The sequence below is a fragment of the Pantoea sp. SM3 genome, from assembly GCF_000963995.1.
Taxonomy (GTDB): Bacteria; Pseudomonadota; Gammaproteobacteria; order Enterobacterales; family Enterobacteriaceae; genus Pantoea; species Pantoea rwandensis_B.
On record NZ_JZRD01000005.1, the window covers coordinates 195739 to 218755 of the forward strand.

General features: G+C 52.5%; 18 protein-coding genes, 3 tRNA genes and 1 other RNA gene. 12 read left to right on the forward strand and 10 right to left on the reverse strand.

Going from position 1 to position 23017, the window contains the following annotated elements:
• The first annotated feature begins 38 nt into the window (after nt 1-38).
• The 3 genes from VI01_RS03255 to VI01_RS03265 all read left to right on the forward strand — a co-directional run bounded on the left by VI01_RS03255 (nt 39) and on the right by VI01_RS03265 (nt 3092).
• Nucleotides 39-500: an NlpC/P60 family protein gene (locus tag VI01_RS03255; protein ID WP_045813968.1), complete on the forward strand. Its 462-nt coding sequence runs from the start codon at nt 39-41 to the stop codon at nt 498-500.
• Between the two features lie 311 nt (nt 501-811).
• Entirely contained in the window at nt 812-1555 is a 744-nt protein-coding gene (locus VI01_RS03260) for an EAL domain-containing protein (protein ID WP_045814000.1), read from the forward strand.
• Nucleotides 1556-1652: 97 nt separating this feature from the next.
• On the forward strand, nt 1653-3092 hold the full coding sequence (locus tag VI01_RS03265) for a protein adenylyltransferase SelO (RefSeq protein WP_045813969.1): 1440 nt from the start codon (nt 1653-1655) through the stop codon (nt 3090-3092).
• A 5-nt stretch (nt 3093-3097) separates the two neighbouring features.
• On the opposite strand, the gene VI01_RS03270 is transcribed toward VI01_RS03265, so the two are convergent.
• Complete coding sequence (locus VI01_RS03270; RefSeq protein ID WP_045813970.1) at nt 3098-4144, reverse strand: 3-deoxy-7-phosphoheptulonate synthase; 1047 nt, start codon at nt 4142-4144, stop codon at nt 3098-3100.
• A 148-nt stretch (nt 4145-4292) separates the two neighbouring features.
• Entirely contained in the window at nt 4293-5120 is an 828-nt protein-coding gene (locus VI01_RS03275) for a pyruvate, water dikinase regulatory protein (protein WP_034821695.1), read from the reverse strand.
• Between the two features lie 450 nt (nt 5121-5570).
• Between VI01_RS03275 and ppsA the strand changes: the two genes are divergently transcribed.
• Complete coding sequence (ppsA, locus tag VI01_RS03280; protein ID WP_045813971.1) at nt 5571-7958, forward strand: phosphoenolpyruvate synthase; 2388 nt, start codon at nt 5571-5573, stop codon at nt 7956-7958.
• A 99-nt stretch (nt 7959-8057) separates the two neighbouring features.
• Here the strand turns inward: ppsA and rprA are convergent.
• An RNA gene (gene rprA / locus VI01_RS24630) (antisense sRNA RprA) lies at nt 8058-8165 on the reverse strand.
• Nucleotides 8166-8481: 316 nt separating this feature from the next.
• On the reverse strand, nt 8482-9594 hold the full coding sequence (gene ydiK, locus VI01_RS03285) for an AI-2E family transporter YdiK (protein ID WP_034821692.1): 1113 nt from the start codon (nt 9592-9594) through the stop codon (nt 8482-8484).
• A gap of 207 nt (nt 9595-9801) precedes the next feature.
• On the opposite strand from ydiK, the gene VI01_RS03290 reads away from it, so the two are divergent.
• On the forward strand, nt 9802-12855 hold the full coding sequence (locus tag VI01_RS03290; protein WP_045813972.1) for an FAD-binding and (Fe-S)-binding domain-containing protein: 3054 nt from the start codon (nt 9802-9804) through the stop codon (nt 12853-12855).
• A 30-nt stretch (nt 12856-12885) separates the two neighbouring features.
• Here VI01_RS03290 and VI01_RS03295 read toward each other — a convergent pair whose 3' ends face one another.
• The gene (locus VI01_RS03295) at nt 12886-13290 is read right to left on the reverse strand and encodes a hypothetical protein (RefSeq protein ID WP_045813973.1); all 405 of its coding nucleotides are present in this window, start codon (nt 13288-13290) and stop codon (nt 12886-12888) included.
• A 390-nt stretch (nt 13291-13680) separates the two neighbouring features.
• On the opposite strand from VI01_RS03295, the gene sufA reads away from it, so the two are divergent.
• The 7 genes from sufA to VI01_RS03330 all read left to right on the forward strand — a co-directional run bounded on the left by sufA (nt 13681) and on the right by VI01_RS03330 (nt 20348).
• Complete coding sequence (sufA, locus tag VI01_RS03300; protein WP_038647312.1) at nt 13681-14055, forward strand: Fe-S cluster assembly scaffold SufA; 375 nt, start codon at nt 13681-13683, stop codon at nt 14053-14055.
• 5 nt (nt 14056-14060) lie between these two features.
• Complete coding sequence (sufB, locus tag VI01_RS03305; RefSeq protein ID WP_038647310.1) at nt 14061-15554, forward strand: Fe-S cluster assembly protein SufB; 1494 nt, start codon at nt 14061-14063, stop codon at nt 15552-15554.
• A gap of 39 nt (nt 15555-15593) precedes the next feature.
• The gene (gene sufC, locus VI01_RS03310) at nt 15594-16340 is read left to right on the forward strand and encodes a Fe-S cluster assembly ATPase SufC (RefSeq protein ID WP_034821684.1); all 747 of its coding nucleotides are present in this window, start codon (nt 15594-15596) and stop codon (nt 16338-16340) included.
• Nucleotides 16315-17592 carry a Fe-S cluster assembly protein SufD gene (gene sufD / locus VI01_RS03315; protein ID WP_038647308.1) on the forward strand — a complete coding sequence of 426 codons (1278 nt, stop codon included), beginning with the start codon at nt 16315-16317 and terminating at the stop codon, nt 17590-17592. Before sufC ends, sufD begins: the two co-directional genes overlap by 26 nt.
• A complete protein-coding gene (gene sufS / locus VI01_RS03320; RefSeq protein WP_045813974.1) occupies nt 17589-18812 on the forward strand; it encodes a cysteine desulfurase SufS in 1224 nt (407 codons plus the stop codon). The genes sufD and sufS overlap by 4 nt, the downstream gene beginning before the upstream one ends.
• A 20-nt stretch (nt 18813-18832) precedes the next feature.
• Complete coding sequence (gene sufE, locus VI01_RS03325; protein ID WP_038647304.1) at nt 18833-19249, forward strand: cysteine desulfuration protein SufE; 417 nt, start codon at nt 18833-18835, stop codon at nt 19247-19249.
• A 61-nt stretch (nt 19250-19310) separates the two neighbouring features.
• Nucleotides 19311-20348, forward strand: coding sequence for a L,D-transpeptidase family protein (locus VI01_RS03330; protein WP_038647302.1), 1038 nt, complete (start codon nt 19311-19313; stop codon nt 20346-20348).
• A gap of 65 nt (nt 20349-20413) precedes the next feature.
• On the opposite strand, the gene VI01_RS03335 is transcribed toward VI01_RS03330, so the two are convergent.
• From VI01_RS03335 to VI01_RS03355, 5 genes are all read right to left on the reverse strand, one after another.
• Nucleotides 20414-20650 carry a major outer membrane lipoprotein gene (locus VI01_RS03335; protein ID WP_007374746.1) on the reverse strand — a complete coding sequence of 79 codons (237 nt, stop codon included), beginning with the start codon at nt 20648-20650 and terminating at the stop codon, nt 20414-20416.
• A gap of 305 nt (nt 20651-20955) precedes the next feature.
• Nucleotides 20956-22368 carry a pyruvate kinase PykF gene (pykF, locus tag VI01_RS03340; RefSeq protein ID WP_038647298.1) on the reverse strand — a complete coding sequence of 471 codons (1413 nt, stop codon included), beginning with the start codon at nt 22366-22368 and terminating at the stop codon, nt 20956-20958.
• A gap of 344 nt (nt 22369-22712) precedes the next feature.
• A tRNA-Val gene (locus VI01_RS03345) sits at nt 22713-22789 on the reverse strand.
• 12 nt (nt 22790-22801) lie between these two features.
• Nucleotides 22802-22878, reverse strand: a tRNA-Val gene (locus tag VI01_RS03350).
• A 3-nt stretch (nt 22879-22881) separates the two neighbouring features.
• Nucleotides 22882-22958 (reverse strand) — tRNA-Val (locus tag VI01_RS03355).
• Between the last annotated feature and the right edge of the window lie 59 nt (nt 22959-23017).

Genomic DNA, 23017 nt, shown 5'->3' on the forward strand with positions numbered 1-23017 from the left:
TAAAGTGTCATCCGGGCGACGGATTTAGGGACATTCTGATGCGAATAACGGTATTTCTTCTGATGATGCTGCTGGCTGGGTGTAGTAGCCATCACGCGCCGCCGCCGAATGGCCGTCTTTCTGACTCCATCACCGTGATTGCCCAACTCAATGATCAGTTAGGTCGCTGGCGTGGCACGCCTTATCGCTACGGCGGATTAAGTCGAGGCGGTGTAGACTGTTCTGGTTTTGTTTATCTAACCTTCCGCGATAAATTCGATATGCAACTGCCGCGTTCTACCGTCGACCAGACGGATATTGGCACACGCATTGATAAACGCGATTTGCTGCCCGGTGATCTGGTCTTCTTTAAAACGGGCAGTGGAGAGAATGGCCTGCATGTGGGTATTTATGATACCGATAACACCTTTATCCACGCTTCTACCAGCCAGGGCGTGATTCGCTCTTCACTGGATAACGTCTATTGGCGCAAGGTATTTTGGCAGGCACGTCGTATCTGAGTGATTACCATACCAGTGCTGAATGACCTATTCTCTTCATGGTTTTTCAGCCGATTTATTATAGAATTCCCCTCGAATTTAACTCTCATTTAAAATGGCACTTTACCTGCGACCGCATTAATACTAAAAATAAGACTGAATTTATTTAATGAGTATGGACAACCACCCCGGTTATTTGGCTTAAGTTTTATTTATGGCTTAAAACGGTTTAATCAGGTACAAAATTGCGTCTCTTCTAACGTTTGGTCCTATTGCCTGACCGTTTTCATTGATATACGATGCGCCAATTGCCACTGCTTCTGGCTGCTAAAATGAAAGTCCATTTATCTGCCGACTATCAGTCGGAAACCTGGTTCTATCCAGTTTATACACTGGCGGGCCAGCTGACTGCGGTCGAGCTGGTGACGCAATTCGTCCACGACAGCGCACCAATTACGCTGCCGCAGGATTTGCTGTTGCCGCAATTAGACGATGCGCAGCAATTACGGTTAATGCAGAGCCAGCTTTCTTTACTGGAAAAGTACCGTGACTTTTTTGAGCTACATCAAATTACTGCTCTGGTTCGTATTGATCATTCGATGGCGTTAACGCTGCTTGAAAGTGAATTTCTGTTAAGGAAATTTAAACAACTTCCTTTTATTATTCTCGATATTAGCGAAACGTTTCCGCAATTAGCGCGCGGAAAAGCGCAGCCACTTCTGGCCACATTACAGCAGGAATTCCGTTTATCGCTTTCCCAATTTGGTGCGGGTAAAGCACCTGCGACCGCAGTCTACGATAATCTCTTTAGTGTACTGAAGCTGGATAAAACCTTTATACAAGGCCTGGCTAAACGTGCATCTTTTACACCCTTTATCCAAACGGTCATCGATAATTTCTCAGATTATGCCGATCAGCTCATAATATGTGGTGTTGACGATAACGCCATGCTGGAGAAAGTCAGCACGCTGAGCGGAGCTCAACTGCAAGGCAATTTGTTCCCGGTTGTCAAAGCGGAACGGTTAGGTGATCTTATTTATCCTGATGTGACTTCGCATACCCCTTCACAGCAGTAGTCCTTTCAACTGTCATCCGCTGACGCCCAGCGTTACACTGAACCCTATTCTTTAAACTCACTGTCGGTGCTTTTCGTGTGCACCTTCTGGAGTGGTGATGCAATTTATTAACAGCTGGCAGCAAGAGCTGTCGGGATGCTATACGGCGCTGATGCCAACGCCGTTGGAAGGCGGGCGCCTGTTCTATCATAACGCGCCGCTGGCGGCAGAAATGGAACTGGATGTCGGGCTCTTCACTGGGCAGGGGCACGGCGTCTGGAGTGGTCGTGAGCTACTGCCAGGTATGGCACCGCTGGCACAGGTTTACAGCGGACATCAATTTGGCGTGTGGGCCGGCCAACTGGGTGATGGGCGTGGCATTCTGCTGGGCGAACAGCAATTGACGAACGGACGTAAACTCGACTGGCATTTGAAAGGGGCGGGATTAACGCCCTATTCGCGTATGGGGGATGGCCGGGCGGTGATTCGTTCCAGTGTGCGTGAGTTCCTGGCTTCGGAAGCGCTGCATCATTTGGGGATTCCCACCACTCGCGCGCTGGCGCTGGCGATTGGCGATGAGCCGGTGCTGCGTGAAACGCAGGAACGCGGGGCAATGCTGATGCGCATCGCTGAGAGTCATCTGCGTTTTGGTCACTTTGAACATTTTTACTATGGCGGCGAGCAGGATAAGGTCCGGCAACTGGCGGATTACGCCATTCATCATCACTGGCCGCAGCTAAGCGATGACGCTGACCGCTATGTGCTGTGGTTTACCGATATCGTGAAACGCACCGCCAGCCTGATCGCCCAATGGCAGAGCGTAGGCTTCGCGCATGGCGTGATGAACACCGACAACATGTCGATCCTCGGACTGACGCTGGATTATGGTCCGTATGGCTTCCTTGATGATTACCAGCCCGGATTCATCTGCAATCACAGCGATTATCAGGGGCGTTATTCCTTTGAGAATCAGCCGATGATTGGTTTGTGGAACCTCAACCGTCTGGCGCATGCATTGTCAGGGTTGATGAGCACGGATCAGTTAAAACAGGCGCTCAGCCAGTATGAAACGGAACTGATGCGGGTCTGGGGTGAGAAGATGCGCGCTAAACTGGGTCTTCTGACTGCCGATGCCAATGACAACGCGATTCTGACGCAACTGCTGTCGCTGATGACACAAGAGCGAAGCGATTACACGCTGACCTTCCGCTTACTGAGTGAGACGCAGCAGCATCAACAGCGTTCGCCGCTGCGTGATGAATTTATCGACCGCGAGGCGTTTGACCACTGGTACGACGGCTATCGTCAACGCCTGCTGCAGGATGAGGCATCAGATGAACAACGCCAGCAGGTCATGAAAGCGGCCAACCCGGCGCTGGTGTTGCGCAATTATCTGGCACAGCAGGTGATTGAAGAAGTTGAGCAGGGTGAGAAGGCGGCGCTGGAGCGGCTCCATCTGGCCTTACAGCAGCCATTTGATGATGCGGCCGTCAGCGCAGAGTTACGCCAACGGCCGCCAGAGTGGGGCAAAACGCTGGAGGTGAGTTGCTCCAGCTAAGGTGATTAAAAACGGCTGTCGACCGCGGCAGCCAGTTTCTCCAGCACTTCGGCGCTGTCTTCCCAACTCAGGCAGGGATCGGTAATGGACTGACCGTAGTTTAACGGTTCACCGCTCACCACTTTCTGATTGCCTTCCTGCAGGAAGCTTTCAATCATCACGCCTGCGACCGCACGTGATCCCGTACGAATCTGTGCTGCCACATCATCCGCAACATCGCGCTGGCGACGATGCTGTTTCAGGCAGTTACCATGGCTGAAGTCGATGATCAGCTGTTCCGGCAAATTAAAGTCACGCAGATTTGCGGCCGCGGCCGCGACATCTTCGGCGTGGTAGTTAGGTTGACGACCACCGCGCAGAATGACATGACCATGCGGATTGCCGCTGGTCTGATAAATCGTCATCTGACCGTGCTTATCCGGCGAAAGGAACATATGGCTAACGCGTGAGGCGCGAATGGCATCCACCGCGATTTGCACATTGCCGTCCGTACCGTTTTTAAAACCAACGGGGCACGACAGTGCCGAAGCCATTTCTCGGTGGATCTGACTCTCTGTGGTGCGTGCACCAATGGCGCCCCAGCTGATCAGGTCAGCAATAAACTGGCCGATCACCATATCGAGGAACTCGGTGGCGGTCGGCATACCGGTGGCGTTGATATCCAGCAACAGTTTACGGGCAATGGCGATGCCGCGATTAACGTCGAAACTGCCATCCAGATCCGGATCCGAGATCAATCCTTTCCAGCCGACCACCGTGCGCGGTTTTTCGAAGTAAGCGCGCATCACGATTTCCAGACGGTCCTGATAACGTTCGCGTAACACGTTGAGGCGTTCGGCATATTCCAGCGCGGCTTTAGGGTCGTGTAGCGAGCACGGGCCGATAATCACCAACAGGCGTGGATCTTCGCCGGTTAAAATGCGTGCAATACGCTGGCGCGCAGCGGTGACGGTGGCCGCCACCTCCGGTGAAATGGGGTGTTCTTGCGCAAGCGCAGCGGGCGTTAGCAGGCTGCCGATGCGCGCAGTACGCAGTTCATCAGTCTTGTTCATTGGGATTCTCAAAATCTGTTCTTCGCAACGGTGAAATACCGGGAAGTGATGGTGGTCACAATAAACCAATAGGCCGCGAATTCAACCCGCTAAAAAGAAAGGTGAGCGAAACAAGACGGAAGCCAGGCTTTACGGCCTGGCGTACAGATTAATACATGCTGCGGCGCAGACCCATAATGTCGAGGATTTTGGTGGCAATCTCCTCGACCGAATAGTTGGTACTGTTAAGGTAACGAATCTGATGCGTGCGGAAGAGCGCTTCCACTTCTCCCACTTCGAGCCGGCACTGGCGCATTGAGGCATAACGGGTATTCTCTGCACGCTCTTGCCGAATCGCCGCCAGACGTTCAGGATCGATAGTTAATCCAAACAGCTTATGTTGATGGGCGCGTAACGCCGGCGGCAATTTTAGGTTATCCATGTCATCGGCGATAAAGGGATAGTTTGCCGCACGTACACCAAACTGCATGGCCAGATAGAGGCTGGTGGGTGTTTTGCCACAGCGAGAGACGCCGAGCAAAATCACCTGCGCATCCTCCAGACCACGCAGTGAAATACCATCATCGTGCGCCAGGGTGTAATCAATTGCGGCAATACGCGCATCATATTTGCCGAGATTGCTCGCCGTCAGACCATGGGTTCGGTGCGCCACTGGCATTGAAGCAACGCCCAGTTCACTTTGCAACGGGCCCACTAATGCCTGCACGATGTCCTGACAAAAGCCTTCGCTTTCCAGAATGATTTCGCGCACATCCGGTGTGACGATGGAAAAGAACACAATCGGACGTACGCCGCTTTGCTGATACAGCGCGTTAATCTGCGCCTTAACCGCCTGAGCTCGCTGAACATTCTCAACAAAGGGCAGGGTCACGCTATTGATGTTCACAGGGAATTGCGACAGAACGGCATGCCCCAATACCTCCGCGGTAATGGCGGTACCGTCTGAAATGTAGAACACACTGCGCTCAGTGCTCATAGGCGAAATCCCCTCTCATTTACTTTTGCGTAACAATGTCATTGCTGATATTTCATTTTAATTAAAAATAAAATGAAATATCCATATCGTTAGCGCTTTCTGCTGGAATTTGATTTGTGTGATGAACAATATTAGATGAAATGCTGTTTTGAAAACGGCTATTTCCCCGCAATTTTTATCACAAGGTAAAAATAAAGTCTGAATCTGTTGCGCAACAAAAAGCAATGGCTAACCCTCTGAAAAGGGGAAAAATATCGTTGCGACCATGTTTCGGCATTAAATAAGCCCGTTGCGCAACGCTAGCACTGACAGGTACTAGTCCGATTTTGCGTTTCTTTTTCTGCTTTAACGATTCAACACTTAGTCTTTATTAATTGATTGTGCCAGGCTGTTTTGGCGAATAGCAAATTGTTCCATGTGCTCCAATCATTTAAATGAAGGATAATCTCAATGTCCAATCAAGACCAACAGTCGCTAGTGCTCTGGTACAACCAGCTTGGCATGCATGATGTTGATCGGGTGGGGGGCAAGAATGCTTCCCTGGGAGAAATGATTACTAACTTGTCGTCACTGGGCGTCTCCGTGCCTAACGGCTATGCCACGACATCTTACGCCTTTAATCTGTTTCTCGATCAAAGCGGACTGAACCAGCGCATTTATGATTTGCTGGACAAAACGGATATTGATGATGTGGAAGAGCTGGCTAAGGCCGGTAAACAAATTCGTCAATGGGTTGTGGACACGCCATTCCTGCCTGAGCTGGAAGAGGCGATCCGTACTGCCTATGAGCAACTCTCCTCTGATGATGCCGACGCTTCCTTTGCGGTGCGATCATCCGCCACCGCGGAGGACATGCCCGATGCCTCGTTTGCGGGGCAACAGGAGACGTTCCTTAACGTGCAGGGCTTCGATGCGGTGCTGGTGGCCGTGAAGCACGTGTACGCTTCCTTATTTAACGATCGTGCGATCTCCTATCGTGTGCATCAGGGTTACGACCATCGTGGCGTTGCCCTGTCAGCCGGTATTCAGCGCATGGTGCGATCCGATCTTGCCTCTTCCGGCGTGATGTTCACTATTGATACTGAATCCGGTTTCGACCAGGTGGTCTTCATCACCTCGGCGTTTGGCCTCGGAGAAATGGTGGTGCAGGGGGCGGTCAACCCGGATGAGTTCTATGTGCATAAACCGACGCTGGCAGCCAATCGCCCGGCCATCGTTCGCCGCACCATGGGCTCCAAAAAGATTCGCATGGTATATGCCGATTCTCAGGAACACGGTGAGCAGGTGCGCATTGAAGATGTCGATCAGGAGCAGCGAGACCGCTTTAGTCTGACCGATGAAGAAGTGCAGGATCTGGCGCGTCAGGCGGTGTTGATTGAGCAGCACTACAAACGCCCCATGGATATCGAGTGGGCCAAAGATGGTCACACCGGCAAATTGTTCATTGTGCAGGCGCGTCCGGAAACCGTGCGGTCAAACGGCCAGGTGATGGAGCGCTATAACCTGCAAGGGAAAGGCAAGGTGCTGGTCGAAGGCCGTGCCATCGGCCATCGCATTGGCGCGGGTGAAGTGAAAGTGATTCATGATATCAGCGAAATGCACCGCATCGAAAAAGGTGATGTGCTGGTCACTGACATGACTGACCCGGATTGGGAACCGATCATGAAGAAAGCCTCCGCGATTGTCACCAATCGTGGCGGCCGTACCTGCCATGCGGCGATCATCGCGCGTGAGCTGGGCATTCCTGCTGTCGTTGGCTGCGGCGATGCCACCGATCATCTGAAAGATGGGCATAAGGTGACCGTTTCCTGTGCTGAAGGCGACACCGGTTATGTGTATCAGGATCTACTGGACTTTGAAGTGACCAGTTCGCAAGTGGATACCATGCCGGACCTGCCACTGAAAATCATGATGAACGTCGGTAACCCGGATCGCGCCTTTGACTTCGCCTGTTTGCCGAACGAGGGTGTCGGTCTGGCACGTCTGGAATTTATCATCAACCGTATGATCGGCGTGCATCCGAAAGCCCTGCTGGAATTTGACCAGCAGACACCGGAATTGCAGCAGCAGATTCGTCAAATGATGAAAGGTTTCGACGATCCGGTTGAGTTCTACATCGCCCGTCTGACCGAAGGGATCGCGACCCTGGGTGCGGCCTTTGCGCCGAAGCGCGTCATTGTGCGCCTCTCAGACTTCAAATCGAACGAATACGCCAACCTGGTGGGTGGCGAGCGTTACGAGCCAGAAGAAGAGAACCCGATGCTGGGCTTCCGTGGCGCGGGGCGCTATGTGGCGGACAGCTTCCGCGACTGTTTCGCGCTGGAGTGTGAAGCCGTGAAACGTGTGCGTAATGAAATGGGTCTGACTAACGTCGAGATTATGATTCCATTTGTGCGCACCGTTGACCAGGCGGCGGCCGTGGTGGAGGAACTCGGTAAGCAAGGTCTGAAGCGCGGTGAGAACGGCTTGAAAGTGATCATGATGTGTGAAATACCATCAAACGCCTTACTGGCTGAGCAGTTCCTGCAGTACTTCGATGGCTTCTCTATCGGTTCAAACGATATGACGCAACTGGCGCTGGGCCTGGATCGCGATTCTGGTGTGGTCTCGGCGCTGTTTGATGAGCGCAACGATGCCGTGAAGGCGCTGCTGTCGATGTCAATTCAAGCCGCGAAGAAACAGGGTAAATACGTGGGAATTTGCGGGCAGGGCCCTTCAGACCATGAAGACTTTGCAGCATGGTTGATGGAGCAGGGGATTGATAGCCTGTCATTGAACCCGGATACCGTGGTGCAAACCTGGTTAAATCTGGCGGAATTGGATGCTGCTAAGCAATAATCAGACATCAATTAGGACGCGTTTGGGGTAAATCTGAAGCGTCCTTGATGAAATCATTAAGGCCAGCGCTGCTGGCCTTTTCTTTATCCATAAAAAATACAAAAAAAAAGCCCATCACAGGGGATGGGCAAAGACTACACACAGCAATTCTTCACTTTACTCAGGGGAAAAAGGTTGTTTAAAAATCAGTGGTTTGATCTCAAACATAGGATTCATGTTATTCATCAGGCTTGCTGGCGTCTTTAAGAATCCTCTTATTAGTTTAAAGCTGATAATCTTTTCTGTGCTTTTTTAACGGTTGCGCCTGATGATTCAGTTCGAAAAATAATCATTTCGTTAGCGAAATCCACCTAAAGCGCCTAAATCTGCGTTTTTTCTTAAAAATCGCTTATGAAAAATAAAGGGTGTTGCAGTCAATTATGTGACAGCGATTAAGTTGCTTTCAGCGCGCCAGGTAAGGCAAATCAGGAGTGGGAGAAGAAGGCGGTGCATTTATCTGCACCGCTCGCGGAAAAGGCCTGCTTTAAGGTTGCTCTTCCTCGTGTTCGGCAAGAGCTTCGATGGCCGTTTGCGGGTCATCATCCGGAGCAGGTGCTTCATGCATCCACACGGAAACCAGACGATAGGACACGGCTAATACCACAGGACCAATAAACAGCCCGATCATGCCGAAGGCGATCAATCCACCGATAACACCAGAAAGGATCAGAATCATCGGCAAATCTGCACCCATGCGAATCAGCATCGGACGTAACACGCTATCGAGCGTACCCACCACACAACTCCACACCAGTAATATCGTGCCCCAGGTGGTATCGCCACTCCAGTAGAGCCAGATGATGGCCGGTACCAGCACCACTAACGGCCCCAACTGCACCAGGCATGTCAGAATCATCAGCACGGTGAGCAGAGTGGCGTAAGGGATGCCGGAGATTGCCAGGCCAATACCGCCCAGCACACCCTGCACCAGCGCCGTCACCACCACGCCCAGCGCCACGGCACGAATCGCTTGCCCGGCCAGCAGCACCGCCGCATCGCCGCGACGTCCGCCCATGCGATAAGCAAAGTGGCGAATGCCGTGGCCGACCTGCTCACCGCGCCAATAGAGCAACACGCTAAATAGCAGCATGACGGCGAGGTGAATCATAAAGCGGCCGAAGTGGCCGGCCTGTGCCACAAAGAAGCCTGTGGTGCGACCAATGTAAGGTTGCAGCTGATTCAGAATCGCTGTACCGCCGCCATCGACCATTTTGTGGTAGCTGGAGTAGGTTTTGTTGCCGACATAAGGAATCTCACGCAGCCAGACAAAGTCCGGGAAAACCAGATGGCGTTGCGTTGCCCAGGCGATGACCGGCGCGCTGTTGTCGATCAGGCTACTCACCAGCAGGGCAATCGGAATAATAAACAGCAGCAGTAATAGAATGGTCATGGCGATCACCGCCAGCGATCGTCGTCCCCACAGCAGATGCTGCAAACGGATCATTAATGGCCAGGTCGCAATCACCACCATGCTGGCCCAGGCAAAGCCCAGAATAAAGGGTTGTACCACCCACAGGCAGGCGATGATCATGATGAGAATGAACATCAACGAGAACAGCAGTTGCGGTAGATCCATACCGCGTTGCAGGCTTTTCATCACAACGTTTTGACCTCAATTAATCCTTCGTGGTGGACCGCGGGGGCCCTGATCAATGATGAGCTATTTCCTGAAAATTAAACAGAAAAAAGCAGGGCGCGCGAAGGTCTTTCCTGAAAAAACAGCAGGCGATAAAAAAATATGATAAAACCAATGGTTGAAAAAAAATAACCACGCAAACGTTTACAACATCTCGGTCACGCAATAATGATCCCACAGATTTCCCAGGCGCCAGGCCTCGTTCAACTGGTGCTGACATTCCTGCAGTCATTAAAAGAACAAGGCTTCACCGGCGATACCGCCACCAGTTATGCCGATCGTCTCTCGCTTTCTACCGATAACAGCATTTATCAGCTGTTACCCGATGCCGCGCTATTTCCGCGTTCGACGGCGGACGTGGCGTTAATCGCGCGTCTGGCAGGCGAAACGCGGTTTAACAGCCTGGTGTTTACCCCACGCGGCGGCGGAACGGGTACCAACGGTCAGTCACTCAATCAGGGCATTGTGGTCGACATGTCGCGCTACATGAATCGCATCCTTGAAATCAATCCTGAACAGGGTTGGGTGCGTGTGGAAGCGGGCGTGGTGAAAGATCAGCTCAATGCCTGGCTGAAGCCTTATGGATTCTTCTTTTCGCCGGAGCTCTCCACCAGTAATCGCGCTACCTTAGGTGGCATGATCAATACCGATGCATCCGGGCAGGGTTCGCTGGTGTATGGTAAAACCTCGGATCACGTGGAGGGTTTGCGGGCGGTTCTGCTCGGCGGCGATATCCTGGATACCCGCGCGATGCCCACCGAACTGGCTGAGCAATTAGCAACAACACCGACAGCCGAAGGGCGCATCTATCAACAGGTGTTAAACCGCTGTCGTGATCAGCGTGACCTGATTCTGGATAAATTCCCTAAGCTTAACCGCTTCCTGACCGGTTATGACTTGCGTCATGTGTTCAGCGATGACATGCAAACCTTCGATCTGACTCGCTTGTTATGCGGTGCAGAAGGGACGCTGGCCTTTATTACGGAAGCGCGTCTGGACATCACGCCGATTCCTAAAGTACGTCGTCTGGTGAACATCAAGTACGACTCCTTTGACTCTGCGCTGCGGAATGCCCCTTTCATGGTGGAAGCCAAAGCGCTGTCAGTGGAAACCGTGGACTCTAAAGTGTTGAATCTGGCACGAGAGGATATTGTCTGGCACTCGGTAAAAGAGCTGATTACCGATGTGCCGGATAAGGAAATGCTCGGTCTGAATATTGTTGAATTTGCCGGTGACAACGGCGAATTGATCGAACAGCAGGTCAACAGCTTGTGCGCTCGGCTGGATGAGTTGATGGCGCAGCAGCAGGGCGGTGTGATCGGCTATCAGCTGTGTAATGATTTAGGCGGTATCGAGCGCATCTATAATATGCGCAAAAAAGCGGTGGGCTTGCTGGGCAACGCCAAAGGGCGCGCGAAGCCGATTCCGTTTGTGGAAGACACGGCAGTACCGCCAGAACAACTGGCGGATTACATTGTCGATTTCCGTGCCTTGCTGGATAGCCATGGCCTGAGTTACGGCATGTTTGGCCATGTGGACGCCGGTGTGCTGCACGTGCGTCCTGCGCTCGACATGTGCGATCCGCAGCAAGAGATGCTGATGAAGCAAATCTCCGACGAAGTGGTGGCGCTGACCGCGCGCTACGGCGGATTACTGTGGGGTGAACACGGTAAAGGATTCCGCGCGCAGTACAGCCCGGAATTTTTTGGCGAGACGCTGTTTAACGAACTGCGCGCGATTAAAGCGGCCTTCGATCCTGATAATCGCCTGAACCCTGGCAAGATTTGCACCCCGCTGGGCAGCAACGAGCCGATGATGCAGGTGGATGCGGTGAAACGCGGCACTTACGATCGCCAGATTCCGGTCACGGTGCGAACTGACTGGCGCGGCGCCATGGAGTGCAACGGCAACGGCTTATGCTTCAACTTTGATGCGCGTAGCCCGATGTGCCCATCGATGAAGATTACCCGCAACCGTATCCATTCGCCGAAAGGACGCGCGACGCTAACGCGTGAATGGTTGCGTTTGCTGTCAGAGCAGGGCGTTGATCCCTCTCAGCTGGAACAGGCGCTGCCGAAACAGGGGGCCAGCCTGCGCACACTGATCCAACGCACGCGTAACTCCTGGCACGCGAAGCAGGGCGAGTATGACTTTTCTCATGAAGTGAAAGAGGCGATGTCAGGCTGTTTAGCCTGCAAAGCCTGTTCGACGCAGTGCCCGATTAAGATTGATGTACCGGGCTTCCGCTCGCGCTTCCTGCAGCTTTATCACACGCGCTATTTGCGTCCGGTGAGCGATCATCTGGTGGCCACCGTTGAGAGTTATGCGCCTTTGATGGCCAAAGCGCCTAGGGTGTTCAACTTCTTCCTTAAGCAACCGTGGGTACGCAATCTCAGTAAAACCCACATTGGCATGGTCGATCTGCCGTTGCTTTCATCGCCAAGTCTGAAACAGCAACTCGGTGGGCATCCGGCCATGAGCCTGACGCTGGAACAGCTGGAAGCAATGGATATCGCGCAGCGTGAAAACTGTGTGCTGGTGGTGCAGGATCCGTTCACCAGCTATTACGAAGCACAGCTGGTGACCGATTTTGTCAAATTGATTGAAAAGCTGGGCTATCGTCCGGTGTTATTACCCTTCTCACCGAACGGTAAAGCGCAGCATGTGAAAGGCTTCCTGCAGCGCTTTGCGCGCACTGCCGGTAAAACCGCCGAGTTTCTAAATCGTGTCGCCCAATTGGGGATGCCGATGGTTGGGGTCGATCCCGCAACGGTGCTGTGTTATCGCGATGAATATCAGGAAGTGCTGGGTGAGCAGCGTGGTGAGTTCAAGGTGCAACTGGTCCACGAATGGTTGCAGCAGGCCCTGAATGCGCGCGCGGTGCAAACTGCCAGCGGCGAGGCCTGGTATCTGTTTGCGCACTGCACTGAAGTCACTGCGCTGCCCTCCACGCCGAATCAGTGGCAGGAGATCTTTGCGCGTTTCGGTGCGAAGCTGGAGAACGTCAACGTCGGGTGTTGCGGTATGGCGGGGACGTACGGACATGAGAGCAAGAACCTCGAAAATTCGCTGGGCATCTACGAACTCTCGTGGCATCCGCAATTACAGAAACTGCCACGTCAGCGTTGTCTGGCGACAGGTTTCTCCTGTCGCAGCCAGGTTAAACGCGCCGAGGGCAACGGCATGCGCCATCCGCTGCAGGCACTACTGGAAATGATGTAAACAAATTGTAGGAGTCGTCACAAAGCTGGATTAGAATATCCAGCCTGCGTGACGGACAAAATCACTCTGCAGGCTGGTGGCTTTATCCCACTCGCCGCTGAGCGCCAGTTGATGACACAAACGAGTTAACGACAGGCGCGCCAGTTGATAGGCCTGAATACGGAATAAACGGTCGCGATCGGCATTGCCCATCTCCTGCACTAAGCGGTGATGGAGCTTGCCCATGGCATGCAGATAGCTTTGGTCGTCGCCGTTAAGCTCGCAGATTTCTGCCATGTCGAGACAGGTGTCGTTAAAGCGACGCAGTTGGTCAATAGTACAATCGGTGCGGTTGAGCTTAGCCTGAGCCATGTAGAAGTCGACGGTGATATCACGCACTGAAAACTTATATTCATCGATTTTGTGTTGTAACCAGGCTGAGACGGTAAGCGTCATGTCGCTACCCTAAATGGGTTAATGATAATCATTATCATATTCAACCGCGTCAGGAATGCAATTCCCGCAATGAAATTTTATTGATTTCCTTTGCCTGTTACTAAAATCGGCAATAACAATCTCTTTACATTGAAGAAAGGCGTAACCTATCAATCATGATGATGTCGTAAAGTTGAATTTCTAAATTTTACGTCATTTTAACGGGTTACGCTGGTGTGGCGCGCACGGGAATGCCGCTTACAAGCTCGATTGAAGAGACTATGCTTAATTAAGCAACAGTAAAAAACAGCACGAGATGATTATCCCTGCAAAACAAGAGGTTGAAGTGGTATCTGATATCACTACCATAGGGGGATAGCCTGAAAAGGCCCAGACTTACGAGGTAGCACTATGTCATCAGTAAATGCAGCTTCCTTTTCACCCGACGATTTCGTCTGGAAAGGGCTTACGCTGACCGAATCGGCAGCGAAACAGATTCTTAACCTGGTTGAGGCGGATCCTGAAGTTAAGGGCCTTAGATTGGGTGTGAAGCAGTCCGGCTGTGCCGGTTTTGGGTACGTTATGGATCTGACAAAAGAGCCAGCCGATGACGACCTGACGTTTGAGCAATTCGGCGCAAAATTATTTGTGCCTCTTCAGGCTATGCCGTTTGTTGACGGTACCGAACTGGATTATGTCCGTGAAGGCCTGAACCAGATTTTTAAATTCAACAACCCTAAAGCTCAGCACGCCTGCGGGTGCGGTGAGAGTTTTGGCGTCGAGTAAGTAAAATGTCACGACACAGCGAAGCATCTGACGATGTACAAACGTGGGAAGGTAGCCTGAATTATAAAGAAGGCTTCTTTACCCAGTTGCAAACCGACGAATTGGCACACGGCATCAATGAAGATGTGGTGCGTGCCATTTCGGCCAAACGTAACGAACCTGAGTGGATGCTGGAATTCCGCCTCAAGGCCTTCCGTGCCTGGTTAGAGATGGAAGAACCACATTGGTTGAAAGCCAACTACGCCTCACTCGATTATCAGGACTACAGCTACTATTCCGCGCCGTCTTGCGGCAATTGCGATGATAGCTGCGCGTCTGAACCGGGTGCGAAGCAAACATCTGGCAGCGTAGCGTCAAGCGATTACCTGACGAAAGAAGTGGAAGACGCTTTCAATCAGTTGGGTGTTCCGGTACGTGAAGGACGTGAAGTCGCCGTTGATGCGATTTTTGACTCTGTTTCCGTATCCACCACCTATCGTGACAAACTGGCTGAGCAAGGCATTATCTTCTGCTCATTCGGTGAAGCGATTCACGATCATCCAGAGCTGGTGCAGAAGTATCTCGGTACTGTGGTTCCCCACAACGATAACTTCTTCGCAGCATTGAACTCTGCTGTGGCTTCAGACGGTACTTTTGTTTACATCCCCAAAGGCGTGCGTTGCCCGATGGAGCTGTCGACTTATTTCCGTATCAACGCGGCGAAAACGGGTCAGTTCGAACGTACCATTCTGATCGCCGATGAAGACAGCTATGTCAGCTACATCGAAGGCTGCTCCGCGCCTGTGCGTGACACCTACCAGCTGCACGCCGCAGTGGTTGAAGTGATCATCCACAAAAACGCCGAAGTGAAATATTCCACCGTACAGAATTGGTTCCCGGGCGGTGAAGGCGAGGGCGGTATCCTCAACTTCGTGACCAAGCGTGCGCTGTGTGAAGGCGACCACAGCAAGATGTCCTGGACACAGTCAGAGACGGGGTCAGCCATCACCTGGAAATACCCAAGCTGTATCCTGCGTGGTGATTACTCTGTGGGTGAATTCTACTCTGTCGCACTGACCAGCGGCCGTCAGCAGGCGGATACCGGTACCAAGATGATCCACATTGGTAAAAACACCAAGTCGACCATCATCTCGAAAGGGATCTCTGCCGGTAAGAGTGAGAACACTTATCGTGGTCTGGTAAAAATCATGCCAACCGCGACCAACGCGCGTAACTTCACCCAGTGTGACTCGATGCTGATTGGTGCCGAGTGCGGTGCGCACACCTTCCCTTATGTGGAAACGCGAAACAACACAGCACAGCTGGAACATGAAGCCACCACCTCGCGTATTGGCGAAGACCAGATGTTCTATTGCCTGCAGCGCGGCATTAGCGAAGAAGATGCGATCTCAATGATCGTCAACGGCTTCTGCAAAGATGTTTTCTCCGAGCTGCCACTGGAATTCGCCGTGGAAGCGCAAAAACTGTTGGCTATCAGCCTTGAGCACAGTGTGGGCTGATGCCACACGCGTTGCCGGAAGCAATGTGAAGGAAAGAGTATGTTAAGCATTAAAGATTTACAGGTTAGCGTTGAAGACAAAGAGATTTTGCGCGGTCTGAACCTTGAAGTGAAGCCAGGCGAAGTCCACGCCATCATGGGCCCTAACGGCTCGGGTAAAAGTACCCTGTCTGCAACGCTGGCAGGTCGTGAAGATTACGAAGTGACCGGTGGTTCGGTCAGCTTCCATGGCAAAGATCTGCTGGAACTCGAGCCAGAAGAGCGCGCGGGCGAAGGCATCTTCATGGCGTTCCAGTATCCGGTCGAGATTCCGGGCGTCAGCAACCAATTCTTCCTGCAGACTTCTGTGAATGCGGTGCGCAAATACCGTGAGCAGGAAGAGCTGGATCGTTTTGATTTCCAGGACTTCATCGAAGACAAAATTAAACTGCTGAAGATGCCTGAAGATTTGCTGACCCGTTCAGTAAACGTTGGCTTCTCCGGTGGTGAGAAGAAGCGTAACGACATTCTGCAGATGGCCGCTCTTGAGCCAGAACTGTGCATCCTGGATGAAACCGACTCCGGTCTGGATATCGATGCGCTGAAAATCGTCGCTGAAGGCGTTAACAGCCTGCGTGACGGCAAGCGTTCATTCATTATCGTGACCCACTACCAGCGCATCCTGGATTACATCAAGCCAGATCACGTGCACGTGCTGTATCAGGGCAAAATCGTTAAGTCTGGCGATTTCTCGCTGGTTAAACAGCTGGAGGAGCAAGGCTATGGCTGGCTTACCGACGAAGAGTGATAACGCCCTGCAACAGTGGCATCACCTGTTTGAATCGCGCGGTGAGGTGCGTTCTCTGCAGGCTCAGCAGCACTGGCAGCAATTAATGCGTGTCGGCTTGCCGACCCGTAAGCATGAAAACTGGAAATACACCGCGCTGGATGGCCTGTTTGCCAACCAGTTCGTGCTGCCAGAAGCGCAGACCGTTACGGCGGAGCAGGTTGCTGAATTGGCGCTGCCGGTGGATGCAGTGCGTCTTGTGTTCGTTGATGGCCGCTTCCAGCCTGAGCTGAGCGCGCGCGACACCGATCTGTTTGACGTACAGCACAGCCGTGCGGCTGAACGCCGCCCGTTGCCGGCTGCGGTGCAGCCAGAAGTGTTTCTGCATCTGACCGAAAGCCTGGCGGAAGAAGTGACTTCCATTCGTCTGGCGCGCGGCAAGTCGGCGGCACGTCCGCTGTATTTACTGCACATCACCAGCGGCAAAGCCGATGCGTTGAACACCGTTCATCACCGCCATCATCTTGAGCTGGAGCAGAGCGCCGAAGCTGAAGTGATTGAGCATTACGTGACGCTGAACGGTGCGGCACACTTTACTGGTGCTCGCTTTACCTTTGCTGTCGCCGACAATGCCCAACTGAAACACATCAAGCTGGCGTTTGAAGAGAGCAGTAGCTATCACTTTGCACACAATGACATCGTGATTGGTCGTGATGCGCAGGTCAGCAGCACCAGCTTCCTGCTGGGTGCCGGCTTGTCTCGTCACAACACCAGCGTGCAGCTCAACGGTGAAAACACCCAGCTGTCACTGAACAGTCTGGTGCTACCGATCAACGCTGAAGTGGCGGATACCCGCAGCTATCTGGAACACAACAAAGGCTACTGCCTGAGTCGTCAGCTGCACAAAACCATCTCGCGCGATAAGGGCCGTTCGATTTTCAACGGTCACATTAAAGTGGCGAAGCATGCACTGAAAACTGACGGACAGATGACCAACAACAACCTGTTGCTCGGTCGCCTGGCGGAAGTGGACACCAAGCCGCAGCTGGAAATCTATGCGGATGATGTGAAGTGCAGCCATGGCGCAACGATTGGCCGTATCGACGATGAGCAGATGTTCTATCTGCGCTCGCGTGGTATCCCTGAAGATGCCGCACAGCAGATGATTATCCATGCGTTCGCAGCTGAATTGACTGAACTGCTGGAAGAAGAACCGCTGCGCCAGCTGGTGCTGGAACGCATTAGTGCGCGTTTCCCTGGAGTTGAGTTATGACTTTCGATCTCGAACGAATCAGAGCGGAATTTCCGATTCTGAAACGTGAGGTCAACGGACATCCGCTGGCCTACCTTGATAGCGCGGCCAGCGCTCAGCGCCCGCTCGCGGTTATCAATGCGGAAAGTTATTTTTACCAGCACGGCTATGCCGCCGTGCACCGTGGCATCCACTCGCTCAGTGCGCAAGCCACCACCGATATGGAAAACGTGCGTACACAAGCCTCGCGTTTTCTCAATGCGGCATCGCCAGAAGAGATTATCTTCGTTAAAGGCACCACTGAAGGCATCAATCTGGTGGCCAACAGTTGGGGCGGCAGTCAGCTGCAATCGGGCGATAACATCATCATCACGGAGATGGAGCACCACGCTAATATCGTGCCGTGGCAGATGGTGGCGCAGCGTACCGGTGCAGAGATTCGCGTTCTGCCGCTTAACGAGCAAGGTGAATTAGCCCTTGAGCAACTGAGTGGGTTGATCGACAGCCGCACACGCCTGTTGGCGGTGATGCATGTTTCCAACGTGCTCGGTACCGTAAACCCGGTAAAAGCCATCGTCGCACAGGCGAAAGCCGCTGGCGTGATCACGCTGGTCGATGGTGCTCAGGCGGTGATGCATCACAAGGTGGATGTGCAGGATATCGATTGCGATTTCTACGTCTTCTCGGGCCATAAAATTTATGGCCCGACCGGCATCGGCGTACTGTATGCGCGTAAAGCACTGCAGGAGATCATGCCACCGTGGGAAGGCGGTGGTTCGATGATCGATCAGGTGATGCTGCCAACTGGCACCACCTGGAACAGCACGCCATGGCGTTTTGAAGCCGGCACACCGAATACCGGTGGCATTATCGGCTTAGGCGCGGCGCTGAACTGGATCAGTGAACTGGGATTGGATGTCATCAACGAACGTGAGACGTCACTGATGCGTTATGCATTAGATAAGCTCGCGTCGGTGCCAGACCTGATTATTTACGGTCCTGCACAGCGCAGTGGCGTGGTGGCATTCAACCTTGGTAAGCATCATGCATTCGACGTCGGGAGTTTCCTCGATCAATACGGCATTGCGATCCGCACCGGTCATCATTGTGCTATGCCTCTGATGCGCCATTATGCGGTGCCCGCGATGTGTCGTGCCTCGTTTGCACTGTATAACAGTGAAGAAGAAGCCGATCGCCTGGCAGCAGGTTTGACGCGTATTCATCGTCTGCTGGGCGGTTGAGCAGATTTCAGGAGTTATCCATGGCGAATTTGCCAGAGAAAGAGAAGCTGGTGCGCAACTTTAACCGTTGCGCTAATTGGGAAGAGAAGTATCTCTACATCATTGAACTCGGTGCGAAATTACCAGAATCCTCTGAAAGCTTACAGCAGCCAGAGTATGTGATTTCCGGTTGCCAGAGCCAGGTGTGGATCCGCATGACCCCACAAGCTGATGGCACCATCGCCTTTGAAGGGGACAGTGATGCCGCCATCGTTAAGGGCTTGATTGCGGTGGTATTTAGCCTCTATCAGGGCTTGCAAGCGCAGGAGATTCTCGCGCTGGATGTCGGTCATTGGTTCGCAGAGTTAGAGTTGACTCAACACCTCACTCCTACACGTTCTCAAGGATTGGAAGCGATGATTCGCGCGATCCGTCATAACGCTCAAAGCCTCAGCTAAGTTACACTCTCCAGACCCCGGCATGACCGGGGTCTGTTCCATCCGACAAAGAGAAAATTGCATGAAACCAGCGTTACGTTTAGCCGGTGCATTGCTGTTGTCCTGCTTCGGACTTTCTGCACCAGCATTTGCAACGGAATATCCCCTGCCAGCCGATAACAGCCGTTTAATTGGCGAGAATACCCTGACCACTGTCCCTGACGACAAACGGCCCTTAGAGAGCATCGCAGCGCATTATAAGATTGGGATGCTCGGCATGCTGGAGGCCAATCCTGGTGTCGATCCCTGGCTGCCGAAAGCGGGGACGCAACTGACGGTTCCATTACAAATGCTGCTGCCTGATGCTCCTCGTGAAGGCATCGTCATCAACCTTGCGGAGCTGCGTCTCTACTACTATCCGAAAGGGGAGAATCGCGTGGTGGTGTATCCGATCGGAATCGGCCAGTTGGGCGCTGCGACACCCAGCATGGTCACCAGCATCAGCCAGAAAATCCCCAATCCCACCTGGACGCCTACCGTCAATATCCGCAAACGTTACGCGAAAGAGGGCATCACCTTACCAGGTGTCGTTCCGGCCGGGCCAGACAACCCGATGGGGCTGTTTGCGATGCGTCTGGCGCGCGGGACCGGCCAGTACTTGATCCACGGCACCAACGCCGATTTCGGTATTGGGATGCGCGTGAGCTCGGGCTGTATTCGTTTGCGTCCGGATGATATCGAAGCGCTGTTCAACAGCGTGCCGAAGGGAACGAGGGTGCAGATCGTTAACGAGCCGATCAAGTATGCGGTGGAACCGGATGGCAAGCGTTACGTAGAGGTGCATCAGCCGTTGTCGCGCAATGAGAAGGACGATCCGCAAACGATGCCGATTGCGTTGACCGCAAAATCTAAGGCGTTTATCAATAGCCAGAAGAGTGACACGGCACTGATCAAAGAGGCGATGGCGCGTCGTTCAGGGATGCCCGTACTGGTGAGCAGCGGCGAACCCGTTACGCAGGACACGGCGTTACCAGATGTGCTGCAAACGCAACAGAGTGGCGCTGGGGCAGGACAAGCGACCATCAGTCAGGCGATGGGTGAGAGCGGCGCGAAACCCTGATTCAGAACCAAAATCAGGACAAAAAAAATGGTGCCACATGGGCACCATTTTTCAAACCAGAACTCTTACTTACGGTAAGAGTGAGCCTGGTTGTCCAGACGCTGGTTAGCGCGAGCTGCGTCATCTTTAGCAGCCTGAACGTCAGAACGGATTGCGTTCACGTCGTTGCTCAGCTGGTCAACTTTGGCGTTCAGAGTCTGAACGTCTGAAGACAGCTGGTCGATTTTAGCGTTGCTTGAGCAACCAGCCAGCAGAGTTGAACCCAGAATTACCGCGCCCAGTACCAGTTTAGTACGATTCATTATTAATACCCTCTAGAATTGAGTTAATCTCCATGTAGCGTTACAAGTATTACACAAAGCTTTTTGAGTTGAGAATAAATTTTTGATGAGAACATGCTTAAATTTGATCGTTCGCTCAAAGAAGCAGCGTTTCGCAGAAGATGATGAAAATATTTAGCTAAAACAGAGAGATTTAATCGGACTAACCTTAATTGTGCGGGATATTGAATAGTTATTATCGATTGGAAAAATCTGGATTTTGTATTAGCGCAAGAATAAAAAAAGCGCCCCAAAAAGGCGCTTTTAAATAAAACTTCAGGCAAAAATCAGAGTACGTGGACTGAAGCGGTGTTGGTCGTGCCACTTGGAACCAGCGCACCTGATACCATCACCACAACGTCGCCTTTCTGTGCATAGCCACTTTCCAGCGCCATTTCCTTGCCAATACGGTAGAAATCATCCGTTGAGGCAATTTCAGTCACCAGACGCGTCTCCACGCCTTTGCTCAGAATGAGCTGACGTGCGGTGGTCGCATTGGTGGTCAGCGCCAGAATGGTGGCATCCGGGAAGTATTTACGAATCGCTTTGGCAGACTTACCGCCTTCGGTCGCCACCACAATAACAGGGGCTTCCAGCTTTTCTGCTGTTTCCACTGCACCGCGACAAACCGCTTCAGTGATGCGCATTTTGCGTGAATCCTGCAGCTCACCGATGCGTGATTTCATTACGCGGTCGGTACGCTCACAGATGGTCGCCATGATAGTCACGGATTCCAGCGGGTAACGACCCTTAGCACTTTCACCCGACAGCATTACCGCATCAGTACCATCAAGGATGGCGTTCGCCACGTCGCCTGCTTCCGCGCGGGTAGGGCGTGGGTTCTTGATCATAGAATCCAGCATCTGCGTCGCGGTGATGACCACTTTGCGTGCTTTATTACATTTCTTGATCATCATCTTCTGGGCGAATATCACTTCTTCAACCGGGATCTCAACACCCAGGTCACCACGTGCAACCATGATGCCGTCAGAGGCTTCCAGAATCTCGTCGAAGTTGTTCAGGCCTTCCTGGTTTTCGATTTTAGAGATGATCTGGATATGCTCGCCGCCGTGGGCTTTCAGGTGCTCGCGAATTTCCAGGACATCCGAACGTTTGCGGATAAAGGAAGCCGCCACGAAGTCAACGCCTTGCTCGCAGCCGAAGATCAGGTCACGTTTGTCTTTTTCAGCCAATGCTGGCAGCTGGATAGAAACACCTGGCAGGTTAACGCCTTTGTTTTCACCGAGGTCACCGTTGTTCAGCACATGACAGACGACAGTGTTTTCTGTCACTTCAGTCACCTGCATACCAATCAGGCCATCATCGACCAACACGGTGTTGCCGATTTTCAGGTCTTCGGTGAAGCCTGCATAGGTCACAGCAACACGTTCGCTGTTACCAATCACTGACTGATCGGTGGTGAAAGTGAAAGTCTGGCCGGCTTTCAATGCAACATCGTTGCCGCCTTCCAGCTTCATGGTACGAATTTCAGGACCTTTGGTGTCCAGCAGAATCGCGGCCTGACGACCGGTTTTTTCCATGACGGCACGCATGTTAGTGATGCGCTGACCATGTTCGGCATAATCCCCGTGAGAGAAGTTCAGGCGCATGACGTTCATGCCCGCTTCCAGCAGTTGAGTCAGCATCTCTTCAGATTCGGTTTTCGGACCGATAGTACAAACAATCTTGGTCTTTTTCATGTCAGGTTTTCTGTAAGTTGTGATGGATGATAGAGGTCGGGATTCGCAGCGCAAGGCAGCGAAGTGAAAATGTGTATGGTGTTGGTTTGGATCGTACAGGAGTAAGAATAGGTGACAGAGGCTAAGCGTGCAGAGAAGTTGTGCAGTACGCGAGGGAACTGGCAGAGCAGTGTTGCGCAAATCATTTGAGTTGTTTGCATAGGCACGTTAGCGCTGAAACCTTTCAGGTGGACAACGCGGCATAGTATAGACGCTAAGTATGCGAAAACCAATATAAAAGCTGAGAGAGAAAACGATACAGATCAAGGAAAGGGGTGTTGCGCAAAGAGAGAGAAAACAAAGAGTGGTGCGCTCTAATGGACTCGAACCATCGACCCCCACCATGTCAAGGTGGTGCTCTAACCAACTGAGCTAAGAGCGCATTTTAGAAATTTGGTGCGTCCGAGTGGACTCGAACCACCGACCCCCACCATGTCAAGGTGGTGCTCTAACCAACTGAGCTACGGACGCACTTGGTGCGCTCTAATGGACTCGAACCATCGACCCCCACCATGTCAAGGTGGTGCTCTAACCAACTGAGCTAAGAGCGCAACATGCTGTCAGGGCGACAGCGGGGACGAATATTAACGGCAGGCCGCGATGCTGGCAA